Here is a 14,646-nt window from a genome sequence, read left to right as displayed (position 1 = left end):
AATCTTGTGGTGGCGGGGTGCGGTTGGCTGTTGCGTCTCCGGTTAGGGCAACTGGAGTGACCATGAAGAAATTTCACAGCAATTCGATCAAGGCGCTTGCCTTCTCGGCCTCGGCCATCGCTTTCGTGATCGCCGGACCCGCCTCTGCCCAGGATGCTGAAGACCAGCCGAAGGAAGAGGAAGAGGAGCAGGTCAAGGTCGGCACCGACGCCAAGGGCCGCACCGAACAGGGCGCCATCGTGGTCACCGGCTCGCGCATCGTGCGCGACACCTATTCGTCGATCTCGCCGCTCCAGGTGCTCTCGACCGAAAACCAGCAGGCTGTCGGCGCCTTCGACCCGGCGCAAATCCTGCAGCGTTCGGAAGCGGCCGCGGGCCAGCAGATCGACGCGACCTTCCAGGGCTTCGTGCTCGACAACGGCCCGGGTTCGCAGACGCTGAACCTGCGCGGCCTCGGCGCCGACCGCACGCTGCTGCTGGTCAACGGCCGCCGCCTCTCGCCCTCGGGCGTGGAAGGCGCGCCGTCCAACCCGTCGCTGAACCTGATCCCGGCCTCGCTGGTCGACCGCTACGACATCCTCACCGACGGCGCCTCGTCGGTCTATGGTTCGGACGCGGTCGCGGGCGTGGTCAACGTGATCCTGCGCAAGGACTTCGACGGTCTGGAAGTGCAGCTCAACGGCAACCTCAACGAATACGGCGCGGGTGACGACTTCACCGTCAGCGCCGCGTGGGGCTTCAACACTGACCGTGCGGTGTTCGGCATCGGGGCCGAATGGCGCCGGGTCGACCAGATCCTGCTCGACGACCGTCCGTTCCTCGCGGGCTGCGACCGTCACTTCGAAATCGACCAGCAGGGCAATATCCGCAACCTCGACGTGCAGACCGACGCCGTGGCGCGCAGCCGCTCGAACGGCCGCGTCCGCACCCAGATCCAGGAGTGCAAGTTCGGCAACATCGGCGGCCGCATCCAGCTGTCGGGCACGCCCGGCACGCGTCTGGGCGACGTCTTCTTCGATCCGCGCCAGTACGGCCTGACCCTCAACGGCCAGCCGATCGCCGGCAACACCGGCGTGCCGTTCTTCTCGGACAACGCCAACACCTTCCTCGATCCGATCGACCGCAACGGCGACGGGTTCCAGGACGTCGACTTCATCAACTACGGCCAGGTCGAGCCGGGCCGCACCTTCATCCCGCAGCAGGACACCTACAACGTCTTCACCTATGGTGAATACACCCTGCCGGGCGAAGCCAACCTGACGCCCTTCTTCGAGGCGGGCTACAGCCGCTTCGAGAGCTTCACCCCGAACAGCGGCACCCCGCAGTTCTTCCCCTGGGTTCCGGGCGTCAACCCGTTCAACCCCTGCAACCAAGCGGCGGGTGGCGTTTCGTGCCGCGCGGTCGACAACAACTTCCAGCAGATCAACCCCGGCCAGGCCAACTTCGGCCGCACCCCCGGCGTGAACGCGCTGGCGCCGGTCGGCACGCTCTCGGTGCGTCCGATCCCGTTCGTGCGCGGCGACCGCAACAACGTCGACGTGGAGCAGGAACAGTATCGCGGCGTGCTCGGCCTGCGCGGCGACCTGCCGTTCATCGGCTCGAGCTGGACCTTCGAGGCCTCGGGCGTCTACTCGCGCTCGATCGGCAAGTCGGTGCGTCGCGGGATCCGCGAGGACAAGCTGGCCTTCGCGCTGGGTATCGACCCGTCGGCCGACTTCGGCGGCAGCCCGCCGAACACCATCGACAACAACGGTGACGGCATCGCCGACGACTACATCAGCCTCGACCAGAGCCCGCTGCTGCTCGCGGCCGGCGGCCGTCCGCTGGGCACGCCCTGCAACCAGGCCGGTCTGCGCAACCCGGGCCTGCTGCCCGCAGACGTTCTCCAGGGCTGCGTCCCGGTGAACCTGTTCTCGCCCACGCTCTACGGCAACCCCGGCCCGGGCGGCAGCCCGATCGGCGACTTCGCCACCCAGGCCGAGCGCGACTACCTGTTCGGCGAGCGTTCGTTCAATACCGTCTACGAGCAGATCCTCATCTCGGCGTACATTACCGGTGACCTGTTCGAACTGCCGGCCGGCCCGGTGGGCGTGGTGCTCGGCGGCGAATGGCGCGAGGACTCGATCGACTCGCAGCCCAACTTCGTGGCGTCGAACGGCCTCTTCTGGGGCTTCTTCGCCGACGGCGGGGCCTCGGGTTCGAAGTGGATCCGCGAACTCTACGGCGAAATCGACATGCCGCTGATGGCGGGCAAGCCGATGGTCGAGGAACTGACCGTCAACCTCGCCGGCCGCATCACCGACGAAGAGTTCTACGGCACCAACGGCACCTTCTCGCTCAAGGGCGGCTGGCGTCCGGTGGCTCCGCTGCTGCTCAAGTTCAGCTACGGCACCTCGTTCCGTGCGCCGAACCTGCGCGAGAACTTCCTGCTCAGCCAGTCGGGCTTCGGCAACATCGTCGACCCCTGTGCCGTTCCCAACGCCGCGTTCCGCGCGGGCACGGGCTACAGCGCGGCGGACGACCTGCGTGACCCGGCCATCCTCGCCAACTGCCGCCGCGAAGGTCGCGATCCGACCCGCGTCGGGATCGACCCGCTCGGCCTCAACACCGTGCAGGCGACCAGCACCCAGGTCTTCAGCGGCGGCAGCCTCGACATCCAGCCCGAAACCTCGCGCTCGATCACGACCGGCTTCGCCTTCGAGGAAGACTGGGCCAGCGGCTTCGAGTTCGCCTTCAACTTCAACTACTACGACATCAAGCTGAAGGACTCGATCATCGAGCCGAGCGGCGCGTTCATCGTCGCCGACTGCTTCGGTCGTCTCGAAGGTGGCCGCAGCCCGTTCTGCGACCGCATCACGGCGAGCACGGATCCGACGGCGCGCTTCCTGATCACCCAGGTCCAGTCGGGCTTCATCAACCTCGACCAGGAATCGGTGCGCGGCATCGATATCAACACCACCTTCGGCTACCCGGTGAACATCAGCGGCGAGGAATTCGACCTCTCGCTGAACCTCACCGCCAACCACCTGATCGAGCGTTCGACCACGACGCGCGATGCGGCGGGCAACCGGATCACCGACAACTTCGCGGGCCGGTTCGCCTTCCCGAGCTGGATCGGCCGGGCGACCTTCAACATCCGCTACGACGACTTCCTGTTCACCTGGCAGACCCGTTACATCGGTGACGTGTCGCAGGATCCGGCCTTCGTCGACCAGTTCTCGGATGCCTTCGGCTTCGGCCCGGATGGCCAGCCGACCGGTTTCGTGGCCAACACCTGCCTCGGTGGCGGTTCGCGCACCAACGGCGTGCCGAACGGCATCGTCCCGGGCGACGGCGTCTACTGCCGCAACATCGGCTTCGCCGACGAGTGGTTCGAGCACACCGCTTCCGTGCGCTGGGACAACGGCAGCTTCCGCATCATCGCGGGCGTGACCAACCTGTTCAACACGGCGCCGCCGCGCGTGGACAGCTCGGAAGTGTTCGCGATCGCCAACACCCCGCTGGGTGCCGGCTACAACCTCGACGGTCGCGAATACTTCGCCCAGCTGCTGTATCGCTTCTGATCGAAGAATGACCTGACCGAACACAAGAATGCGGCCTTCCGGTTCCAGCCGGGAGGCCGCATTTTTCGTTTGACCCGGTCGCGCCGGACGCTGCCGCTCCGGCCCCGGTTACCGCTTCAACTCTCGCCCCCACGGGAACGCACGGATCATGCAACTTCTCAAAGCCTCGCTCGCCGCCGCCCTGGTCGGCGCTTCCGCCCTCGGCCTCCTCACCGCCGCCCCCGCGCCGACGCAGGCGCAGGGCAATGTCCCGATCGAGGTCTGGGCGCTGCGCGATGTCGTCAACGCGGTGCAGATCTCGCCCGACGGCAAGCACCTGCTGGTGCACAAGGTCGAAAGCCGCGAGGGCGACTACATCCTCGAGATCTACCGCACCGACGATCTGTCGAAGCCGCTGCGCCGGCTGGCAGCGGACCCGATGGAGATCATCTCGGCGACCTGGGTGAGCGGGACCAAGATCTACGGCAGCGCCTGGCAGGTGATCCGCAAGACGGTGAAGGGCCAGGAAGAGGACGTGCGCGGCTACCAGTCCTTCTTCTACGATCTCGAAGCCAACAAGTTCAGCCGCGTGGACGGCAATTTCGGCCTCGTGAACACCCTGCCCAAGGAACCCGACCACATCCTCGTGTCGACCGGCACGGCGGTGGGCGACGGCACCGGAAGCGATCCCTTCGCCCGCTTCCGGCCGCGTTCCTACTACAAGTTCGATCTCAACACCGGTGCCCGCACGCTGGTGCTGCGCGGTTCGGGCAAGTTCCCGCAGGCGACCTTCGACAACGACGGCAATCCGCGCTTCACCCAGAGCATCGATTCCGTCTCGAACAAGCTGCAGTTCTTCTACCGCAAGCCGGGCGACGGTTCGTGGACGCAGTTCCTCGAATATGATCTCAACGACGTGAAGAACGTCGCCACGGTCTACACCGACATTCCCGGCCTCGTCGGTCTCGATCCCGACAACCCCAACCTCGGCTACTTCGTCAACTGGGCCGAGGGCGAGGACAAGGCGGCGCTGTTCGAGTTCGACTTCCAGACCGGCAAGCTCGGCAAGAAGCTGTTCCAGGACAAGGACGCCGACGTGATGGGCGTCCAGACCCATTCGATCCCCGGCAACGACAGGATGGTCGCCGCGATCTATCCGGGTGCCAAGATGGAGCGCCACTGGTTCGACGAGGAGGAAAAGGCGCTCTACGAGGCGCTCGAGCAGCAGATCCCCTACGCGCACCAGGTCAGCATCTCCAGCCGTTCGGTCGACGGGCGCAGCATGATCGTCACCAATCGCGGGCCGCGCGATCCCGGATCCTTCTGGCTGGTCAAGGACGGCAAGCTCGCCAAGCTCGGCAGCCGCAACCCGCTGCTCAACCCCGAGACGCTCGCCGATGTCGAATACATCCGCTATCCCGCGCGCGACGGGCGGATCATTCCGGGCTACGTCACCAAGCCCAAGGGCAAGGGGCCGTTCCCGCTGATCGTGCTGCCGCACGGCGGCCCGATGGTGAACGAGGTCATCACCTATGACGAGTGGGGCCAGCTGCTCGCCAACCAGGGCTACATGGTGCTCCAGCCGCAATACCGCGTCACGGTCGGCTGGGGGCGCGAGCACTTCCTCGCGGGCTTCGGCGAATACGGCAAGGCGATGCAGGACGACAAGGACGACGGCGCGCTCCATCTGGTGAAGCAGGGCCTCGTCGACCCTGACCGGATCGCGATGTTCGGGTGGTCCTATGGCGGCTATGCGGCGCTGATCGCGGCGAGCCGCGAGCCCAACATCTACCAGTGCACCATCGCCGGGGCGGCGCTGTCGAACTGGCCCAAGCTGAAGGCGGTCTGGGGCCGTGGCCGCGACAGCGCGGTCGACCAGTACTGGCTCAACACCGCCTACGGCATGAACCCGGTGGACGAGGTGGCCAAGGTCAACATCCCGCTGCTGATGGTGCACGGCGATGTCGACCGCCGCGTGCTCTATTACCACTTCACCGATTACAAGAAGGCCTTCGAGCAGACCGGCAAGGACGGCCAGTTCATCACGCTCGAGGGGGCGGACCACTTCTACAACACGCTGATGTACAAGCACCAGCAGCAGTTCTTCACCAAGATGCTGGACTATCTCGCCAACGATTGCGGTCCCGGCGGGCTCTAACGCCCTTCCGCCCGGCGCACGAAGGGCCCGGCCAGCGATGGCCGGGCCCTTTCGCGTGGTGTGCGCAGGTCAGGAGACGCGCCGGCCCTTCACGCCGATCTGGCCGTTGATGCGGATGAAGTAGTAGCCGAGCGCCGCCTTCTTGAAGACCACCTTGTCGCCCGCGTTGATCGGGGCGATCTTGCGCGGCGGGTTGTTGATCTCCCACACGGCGCCTTCCACGGTGGTGAAGCGCCACGTGGCGGGGCCGACCTGGCGGCCGTTGGCGATCGTGGTCTCGAACAGGTCGGCGCTGTCCTTGTTCTCCGCCTCGTCCCTCGCGTCGGGCTTGAGGATGTCGACCTCGGGCAGGCTGAGGCCGAACAGCTGGCGGCGGGTCTTGCGCACCTGCTCGCGGTCGACCAGCCGCACGTCGCCCGCGTCCACCGCACCGAGCAGCGCGCCGACCTTGTCGTCGTAGCAGGCGAGCCTCTCGCTGCTGCCGGGCAGGGCGCGGCAGGCGCGCAGACCGTCGACAAGGCTCGCGGAGCCCTCGAATACCGGCTGGGCCATCACGGCTGCTCCGGCCACCAGCACCAGCCCGGCCGCGGCCGCGCTGCGGGTCAGGACGCGCCTTGCGGAGGGGCGAGGAACGGACGAACGGATCATGGCATGTCTCCCTTGCTGCGCTGCATAGCGGCGATCGCAGCCGCAGTCCAACCGGCACATCTGCAGCAAATTGCAGATATGTCACACAGGCGGCCCTAGGGCGGCAACCGAGGTGTATCCGAACTGCAACAGGCCTGACCCAAGTGTCTTCAAATCGCAACGGGCCGATTGCGAGCCTCGATGTGATTAACCTAGGAGGGCCTCCTTAGCTTCGTGCGCATGGCGCGCGCGCATCAGAGAGGGACCCCTAAATGCAACGCTTCCAGAAGGCATCGCTGCTCGCTGGCACTATCATGGCAGGCGCCATGTTCGCCGCTCCGGCCTATGCGCAGGATACCGAGACCGCCAACGTCTCGGGCACCGGCGCACAGACCGAAGAATCCACCGCCATTCTCGTCACCGGTTCGCGCATCCAGCGCACCGACCTCCAGTCGACCAGCCCGGTGGCGGTCGTCTCGCCCGAGGAATTCCGTCTGACCGGTGCGGTCAACGTCGAGCAGGTGCTCAACACCCTGCCGCAGGTTCTTCCCGGCCTGACCGGCTTCTCGAACAACCCGGGCAACGGCGCGGTGACCCTCAACCTGCGCAACCTCGGCGCCACCCGCACCCTGGTGCTGGTCAACGGCCGCCGCTGGATGTTCTACGATACCAACCAGATCGTCGACCTCAACACCATCCCGCAGTTCCTGCTGGGCGGCGTGGAAGTCGTGACCGGCGGTGCCTCGGCCGTTTACGGCTCGGACGCGGTCGCCGGTGTCGTCAACTTCAAGCTGCGTGACATCGAAGGCCTCGAACTCGGCGGCAGCTACTCGCTGACCAGCCGCGGCGACGGCGAGCGTTACCAGTTCAACGCCGCCATCGGCTCGTCGTTCGACGACGGTCGCGGTGCGGTGACCATGTTCGCCAACTACACCCGTCGTAGCCCGGTCTTCCAGGACGCCCGCGTGTTCTCCGAGCGCGCCAGCGGCGATGGCTGTATCGTTCCGGGCAGCACCGGCCGTGGTGACATCGGGACCCCGTTCCCGACCGGCATCGCTGTCGGCACCTGTCTCGCCCGCGGCGGCGAGCTCGGCTTCATTCCGCAGGGTTCGGCGACCACCCCGATCGGCACCTTCATCGCCGGTCCGACCGGTGGCCAGAGCACCTACATCGCCAACCCGACCGGTGGCGGTTCGCGTCTGTTCCAGGATCCGCAGGATCTCTACAACTTCGCGCCCGACAACTACCTCCAGCTTCCGCAGGAGCGTTACCTGATCGGGGCCTATGGCCACTACGAGTTCACCGACGGCATCGAAGCCTATTCGGAACTCTCCTTCGTGCGCAACGAAGTGGCCCAGGAACTCGCGCCGACTCCGGCCGGCGTTTCGGTTCCGCTGTTCGTGAACAGCCCGTTCTTCAACGACCAGACCCGTGCGCTGCTGCTGCAGAACCCGGTGAGCACCACCGCGGGCGCGACCCTCGGCAACCCGCTCTACCGTCAGACCCAGGTCAACTTCCGCTTCAACGACATCGGCTCGCGTAACTCGAACGCCAGCCGCGAAGCGTTCCGTGTCCTCGGCGGTATCCGCGGCGGGATCACCGACAACATCAACTTCGACGCGTATTACTCGTACGCCCGGACGACCAACACCAACATCCAGCAGGGCAACATTTCGGCCAGCCGTTTCCGCAACGCGCTGACGACCGAAGTGGTCAACGGCCAGCACCGCTGCATCGACGCCTCGGCGCGGGCTGCGGGCTGCGTGCCGCTCAACGTGTTCGGCCTTGGTCTCACCGACCCGGCGGCGCTGCGCTACCTGTCGATCAACGCCACCAACATCACGACCTCGGAAATGAGCAACGTGGTGGGCTCGATCAGCGGGACCCTGTTCAACCTCGGCTTCGGTGCGGATGATGTCGGCTTCGCGGCCGGTGTCGAATACCGCAAGATGGACTCGGAGTTCATTCCGGACACCTTCCTCGCTTCGGGCGACGTGCTCGGCTTCAACGCCGGTCTGCCGACCCGCGGCGGCTACGACGTGAAGGAAGTCTTCGGCGAAGTCCGCGTTCCGATCGTCGAGGACGGTCTGATCCACTCGATGACCGTCGAAGGCGCGTTCCGTTACTCGGATTACTCGCTCGATCGCGTCGGCGGGACCTGGACCTACAACGTCGGTGGCGAACTGTCGCCGATCGAGGGCATCCGCTTCCGCGGCCAGTACTCGCGCGCGGTGCGTGCCCCGAACGTGCAGGATCTGTTCGGCGGTGCCTCGACCGGCTTCCCGGCGGCTACCGACCCCTGCTCGAACCGCGGTCCGGTGGCCGAGCGCACCGATGCGCTGCGGGCCTTCTGCATCGCCTCGGGCGTGCCGGCCGGCGCCGTGTTCGGTGCGGGCGTCCAGCCCAACGCGCAGATCCAGGCGGACTTCGGCGGCAACCCCAACGTGGGCGAGGAAACCTCGGACACCTACACCATCGGTGTGGTGCTCCAGCCGAGCTTCGTGCCGCGCCTGAACATCACGGTCGACTACTTCAACATCACCGTTGAAGACACGATCAACACCCGTCTGGGCGGTCTGGCTTCGGCTCTGTCGCTCTGCTTCAACACGGTGCAGAACCTCAACGATGCGGCGTGCTCGGCCTTCGTCGGCAAGCGCAACCCGGGTACGGGTGCACTGGGTCTGAACTCGGGCGGCCAGAACCCGTCGCTGGTGCAGGACAACGTCGGCAAGCTCGAAACGGCGGGCATCGACATCCAGGTCGATTACAGCCTCCCGCTGTTCAACGGCGAGCTCGGGCTCTTCTACCTCGGCACCTGGCTCGACAAGTTCCGCAACACCCCGGTGGCCCTGCTGCCGCTGCGCGAGAACATCGTCGAGGGCACCTATGGTCTGCCCGACTACCGTCATAACGTCCGCGTGACTTACACCCAGGGCCCGGCCCTGTTCTCGGTGCGCTGGCGCTATGAAGCTCCGACGCAGGATTTCCGCGTGAACAACACCTTCAGCGGGAACACCCGGATCGAGAACAACGCTCTGCCGCTGCGCTCGATCGGTGCGTGGAACTACATCGACCTCGCTGTCGGGTTCGACATCGACGAGCGCATGACGATCAACGCGGGCGTCAACAACCTGTTCGACAAGCAGCCCCCGGTTCTGGGCGCCGCTGCCGAGCAGGCCAACACCCTGCCGAGCTTCTTCGACGTGCTCGGCCGCGACTTCTTCATGGGTGTGAACTTCCGCTTCTGATCCTGATCGGAAAGCGAACGAAAGGGGCGGCGGACCATCGGGTCCGCCGCCCTTTTTCTTTGTGCCGTGGTTGTGCAGTCGTCGGCGGGTCGTCGGCGGGTCGTGCGCCGGTCGTTTGCGCGTTCGCGGCGGTCAGACCCTTGCCGTGACGTCGAAGGCGACAGTCATCCGCGTGCCCTCAGTGATCGGGCGTGTGCCGTGGAACAGCGTGCTCGGAAACAGCACCAGCGTCCCCGCCTCGGGCCGCACCGCGTGCAGGCTGCCGAGCCCTTCGGCCAGCCCCGGGGGCGGATTGCCGAGTTCGAGCCAGCCGGGCTGGCCGGGGCCGTCGATCTCCTCGGGGACGAGCCAGTAGCTCGCCGAGGAGAGCAGCCCGCGCGGGTGGATATGGGCGGCGTGGTGGCCTTGCCCCTCGAGCCGGATCGACCAGCTGCCGACGATGCCCCAGGGATCATCCCGCCGCCGCAGCAGCGGGTGCGCGGGGTCGGGGGACGGAAGCCCCGAGCGGTATTCCTCCATCGCCGCCCGCAGCGCCGTCTCCAGCCGCGCCAGCTCCGGCTCGGCCCGGGCGAACAGCGCGCCCTTGGTCTGGCTGCCCTGCTTGACCGATTGCCCGATCGGCATGGCGGAATGGGCGTGCAGGCGGGTCAGAAGGGCGGTGATCTCCGCCCGCTCCGCCGCGCTCAGCGGCAGGGCGAGCTGGCGCACAAGGCCCGGCTGCCCATGGAGCCAGGCGTGCCGCGCATCGCCCGAAAGCCGCCAGGCGCAGTCGATCAGCGCCCAGGCCGCGACATCCTCGGGACGCAGGGCGAGCGCCTGTTCGAGCGCCCCGGCAGCCCCCTGCGCATCGCCCAGCCGGAGCCGGTTGCGCCCGCGCGCGACAGCCCAGTCCGCGTCGTTCTCGCCCGCGAAGGCATCGAGCACCGCCTGTGCCGCCTCCGCCTCGCCTGCCTCGCCGAGCGCGACCGCATGGGCGAGGGCTAGGCCCGTGTCCGCCGGAAAGGCCGCTCGCGCCCGGGCGAGGACGGCGGCGCTCTCGGCATGGCGATCGACCCCGTCGAGCGTCTCGCTCCAGGCGCGCCACACGGCAGGACCCGCGCCCGGGGCAGCGAGCGCCTGCTCGAAATGGGCGGAGAATTCGCCGCGTTCGCCCGCCGCCCAGCGCAGCTCGGCGTGGAGCTTCAGGGCCTCGGTCCAGCCCGGCAGGTGGGTGACGAGGGTGGTGGTGCATTCCAGCGCCTCGCCCATCCGCCCCGCGACCGCGAGCGCCTGGGCGTAGTCGAACAGCAGGTGCGGATCGCCGCGATTGCGCATCAGCGCCGCCTCGATCAGGGGCACGGCATCGGGCGCGCCGCGTTCGAGCGCGAGGCGGGCGCGGCTGCGGGCAGTCTGCGGCCCCTCGGGATCGAGCGCGACCGCGCGCGCCATGCTGGCGCTCGCCGCGGCATGGCGCCCGGCCTGCCGCTCGCTGTCGGCCCGGATCCGCCAATAGCCCGCATTCCCCGCACCCGCGCGTTCCAGCGGCGCGAGCAGCGCTGCGGCGCGCGCCGGCTGCTCCATCCGGCCGAGCGTGATCGCCGCATTCACCGCCGCCTCGACCAGATCGGGCGCCAGCGCCAGCGCGCGCTCGAACAGCGCCAGCGCGCGGTCGAGCCTTCCGGCCCGGAAGTGGAAATTGCCCGCGCTGTTGGCGAGCCGCGCGTCATCGGGAAAGGCCGCCAGCCCGCGGGCGTAGAGCGCCTCCGCCTCGCCGTCGCGCCCGGCTGCCGCCAGCTGGCTCGCCGCCTGCGCCACCCCTTGCGCGCTCGCGGGAAGGTTCATCGGCTGCGCAGCCATCCCGTGACCGCCATCCGCCCGATCGGCGCGAAGGGCGGGACATAGCTGACGCTGTGCGGCTGCGGCACGCGGAACAGGTTCAGGGCGTTGAAGCGCGGACGGAAGCCCTCGATCACGTCGCCCTCCTCGTCGAGGAACAGCAGATAGCCGCCCCAGTCGGGATGCCAGTCCTCGCGCGCGAGATTGAGGACATAGGCGACCTCCCAGCCTTCTGCCACGTGGCTGTCGATGTGGCGGCCGAGGTAGTGGTTCGGGGCGAACAGCGTGGCCTGGGCATCGGCCTTGAACAGCCCCGGAATGCCCGTCACGGCGCGGGCCAGATCGAGGAAGGCGGGGGCGTTGAGATGCTCGATCAGCACCTCGTGAGGCCCGCCCGGGTCACGGCCTTGCTGGAGCGCCTCGAGGATCGGGTAATGGGCGAAACGGAAGCCGTATTCGCCGCGGGCCGAGTGCTGTTCGGCATTGCGCGAGGCCTGCTGCAAGTCCTGCTGGCCCTTCCGCGTGCGGCTTTCGGCGGCGCTGATGCTGACCGGCTTCTCCGCCCCCGCACCCACCGCCATGCCCCACGGCGTGCCGCGCGCGAGCACCATCTGGAGTTCGCGCGCGCTCTCGGGCGTCAGGACATTGCGGATCTGCACCCGCCCCGTCGCCGCGAAACGGGCGGCGAGCGCGGGCACGTCGAGCGCCGGGTCGATCGCGAACAGGGTCTTCAGGTCGCCTTCCGACATCTCAGCGCACCCTCCTGCCCTTGACGCCCTTCTGCCCGTCGATGCGCAGGAAATAGCTGCTGAGCGCGCCGCTCTTGATTTCGAGCGACTGGCCGACCTTGGGCGACATCAGCCGCGAGGGCACCTCGTCGAGCTGCCATTCCGCGCCTTCCGCCGTGGTGATGACGTAGCTGCCCTTGATCGGCCGCACGCCTGCGATCGTGGTTTCGAGCGTCGCGAATTCCTCGGCCTGTGCCGGGTCCTCCTTGTCGGTCTTGCCGCCGAAGATGCCGAGATCGGGGAGCGCGAAGCCGAACAGCTTGCGGCGCGTCTGGCGCACCGCCTCGCGGTCGACGACGCGCACCTCGCCCTCGGTGCTGGCAGCGACCATCGCGGCAACGGCGGTGTCGTAGCAGGCGAGGCGCTCGGCCGGATCGGCCTTGGCCTGACAGTCGCGCAGCGCCGTGACGTAGCTGCTCTCGCCCTTGGCATCCTGCGCGGCGAGCGGAGCGGCGGCGAGCGCCAGGAAGGCGGCACCTGCGGCTCGGAAGGCGATCATCCTCGTCATGTTCCCTCGCATGGGGCCGCGAGGCCCCGTCCTTGCCGCCACCGTTACGCCGGTGCGGCGATGCTGGCAAATCCTGCGGCGCTCACCCGTCATAGCCCATCCGCGCGATCCACGGGGCAAGGAGCGGCATCACGGGTTCGAGTTGTTCGGCATAACGCTCCCAGCGCCCGCGCGCGCGGGTGTAGAGCCGCTCGCCGATCTGGGCATAGCTCGCCGTGCGCACGCGGCTGCGGGTGCGCGCGGTCTCCTCGTGGGCGAGCAGCCGGTCGTTCCAGGCAAGGCCGAGCCATTCGACCAGCGGCTGCAGTTCGGCGCGCGGATTCTCCACCAGCCGTTCGTAGCGCACCGCGCGGGTCTCGACGGGCAGCAGCGCCAGCGCCCTGTGCCACGCGGTGAAGACCGCGTCATAGGTGCGCGCGGCCTCCTCCAGATCGGTGAAGCTGCGCATCGCGTGGTTGAGCGTGAAGTTGGCCATGAAGCAGCTCAGCACGACATCGGCCGGGTGGCGTTCGGCGAGGATGAAGCGCGCCTTTGGGAAAAGGCGGTGGATCAGCGGCACGCGTGCCATGTTGAGCGGGTGCTTGTCGACCAGCCAGCGCGCGCCGTCCCAGCCGTGGGCGCGGGCGCTGGCGAAATAGGCCTCGCGCAAATCGGCGCATTGCGGACCGGTGAGGGTGGCGAGATCCTCGCTCCCGAGCAGCCGCACCACCTCGGTCACCATCGGCTGTTCCTCGAGCACGCAGAGCTCGGGCAGGCCCATGAGCATGGTGTCTAGCAGGGTCGTGCCCGAACGCGGGAAGCCCACCAGGAACACCGGATCGCGCCGCGCCGGATCGGGGGCGAGGGGCGGGGCCCAGGCGGCGGCCCAGGCCGGGGTCCAGCGGGCGCTCTCGGCTTCCAGCGCGGCACGGAAGCTCGGCCCGCGCTGGGGCGGGGCCTCGGCGATGGCGGCGGCGTTCATCGCGGCGAAGGCGGCAAAGGCGCGCGGGGCATCGCCGAGCCGCTCGGCGATGTTGCCGATCAGCGCCTCGCGGCGGACCGGGTGGATGGTCGGCGGGATCGCCTCGGCATGGCGCGCGGCATCTTCAAAGCGGCCCTCGCGCTGGGCGAGCCAGGCGTGGAGGAAGGCGACCTCGGGCGGGCAGGCGGCCGGATCGAGGCCCGCGAGGAAGGCGGCGAGATCGGCGGTGCGGTTGGTCGCCTCGTAGAGCCGCCCCAGTTCGAGATGGCTTTCGCCGAAGTCTGGCCAGCGCGCGACCGCCGCCTCGAGCACGGCGATCGCCTCGTCGAGCAGCTCGTTGTGGGCGAGCGCCATCGCCAGTTCGGTCTGCACGGCACGGTCGGTGGGCGCGAGAGCGGCGGCATCGCGCGCGACCTTGAGGCGGGCCGCGCCGCGGTCGGCCCGGCGCAGCACGTCGGCAAGGTTGAGGTAGATCGCGACCGCATCGGGCTGATGGGTGATGGCCTGTTCGAGCGCCGCGATGGCGGGGTCGAACCGGCCCGCGGCGGCGTGGATGTTGCCGAGATTGTTCCAGCTTGCAGCGTCCCCCGGCTCGGCGGTGAGGACGCGGGCATAGGCCGCCACCGCCTCGCGGTGCTGCCCGCGCTCGGTGCGGATCCACGCCTCGATCCGGGCAAGGTCGGGCTCCGGCGCGCCTTCCGCGAGGCGCAGGGCCTCGTCGGCCCGGCCCGCGGCGAGGAGCGCCTTGGCGAGGTCGGCGCGCACGCCCCGGTCATTCGGGCGCAGGCGCGCGAGCGGCTCCAGGTGGGCGAGCGCGCGCAGGCCCTCGCCCAGTTCCAGCGCCGCCAGCCCGGCGATGGCGAGGAAGGGCGCGCCTGCCTCGTCGGGGGCGGCATGGGCCTCGGCCAGGGCCAGCGCCCCTGCGGCATCGCCCGCCTGGCGCAGGCGGATCGCTTCGGCAAGCGCGGCGGGGGGCGGGGCGGGGTGAGGGGGCATGGG

8 protein-coding genes are annotated in these 14,646 nt (G+C 68.4%); 3 read left to right on the top strand and 5 right to left on the bottom strand.

Translation table 11 applies throughout. The annotated features are described in order from the left end of the window. The first annotated feature begins 62 nt into the window (after positions 1-62). On the top strand, positions 63-3,563 hold the full coding sequence (locus tag ACMX37_RS11765; protein ID WP_483146107.1) for a TonB-dependent receptor domain-containing protein: 3,501 nt from the start codon (positions 63-65) through the stop codon (positions 3,561-3,563). Positions 3,564-3,711: 148 nt separating this feature from the next. After that, the gene (locus ACMX37_RS11760; RefSeq protein ID WP_483146106.1) at positions 3,712-5,700 is read left to right on the top strand and encodes an alpha/beta hydrolase family protein; all 1,989 of its coding nucleotides are present in this window, start codon (positions 3,712-3,714) and stop codon (positions 5,698-5,700) included. Positions 5,701-5,769: 69 nt separating this feature from the next. Here the strand turns inward: ACMX37_RS11760 and ACMX37_RS11755 are convergent, their stop codons facing one another. After that, on the bottom strand, positions 5,770-6,348 hold the full coding sequence (locus ACMX37_RS11755) for a hypothetical protein (protein ID WP_483146105.1): 579 nt from the start codon (positions 6,346-6,348) through the stop codon (positions 5,770-5,772). A gap of 251 nt (positions 6,349-6,599) precedes the next feature. Between ACMX37_RS11755 and ACMX37_RS11750 the strand changes: the two genes are divergently transcribed. Then, a complete protein-coding gene (locus ACMX37_RS11750; protein WP_483146104.1) occupies positions 6,600-9,575 on the top strand; it encodes a TonB-dependent receptor domain-containing protein in 2,976 nt (991 codons plus the stop codon). 132 nt (positions 9,576-9,707) lie between these two features. Here the strand turns inward: ACMX37_RS11750 and ACMX37_RS11745 are convergent, their stop codons facing one another. The 4 genes from ACMX37_RS11745 to ACMX37_RS11730 all read right to left on the bottom strand — a co-directional run bounded on the left by ACMX37_RS11745 (position 9,708) and on the right by ACMX37_RS11730 (position 14,643). Next, positions 9,708-11,411, bottom strand: a complete 1,704-nt coding sequence (locus ACMX37_RS11745) for a tetratricopeptide repeat protein (protein ID WP_483146103.1) — start codon at positions 11,409-11,411, stop codon at positions 9,708-9,710. Continuing rightward, the gene (locus ACMX37_RS11740) at positions 11,393-12,139 is read right to left on the bottom strand and encodes a 2OG-Fe(II) oxygenase (RefSeq protein ID WP_483146102.1); all 747 of its coding nucleotides are present in this window, start codon (positions 12,137-12,139) and stop codon (positions 11,393-11,395) included. The genes ACMX37_RS11745 and ACMX37_RS11740 overlap by 19 nt, the downstream gene beginning before the upstream one ends. A 1-nt stretch (position 12,140) precedes the next feature. Beyond that, positions 12,141-12,677, bottom strand: a complete 537-nt coding sequence (locus ACMX37_RS11735; protein ID WP_483146101.1) for a hypothetical protein — start codon at positions 12,675-12,677, stop codon at positions 12,141-12,143. 91 nt (positions 12,678-12,768) lie between these two features. Continuing rightward, positions 12,769-14,643, bottom strand: a complete 1,875-nt coding sequence (locus ACMX37_RS11730; protein ID WP_483146100.1) for a tetratricopeptide repeat-containing sulfotransferase family protein — start codon at positions 14,641-14,643, stop codon at positions 12,769-12,771. Positions 14,644-14,646: the final 3 nt, after the last annotated feature.

It is taken from the genome of Porphyrobacter sp. THAI-01a (assembly GCF_056868655.1).
This window is presented reverse-complemented; position numbering and strand designations above follow the sequence as displayed.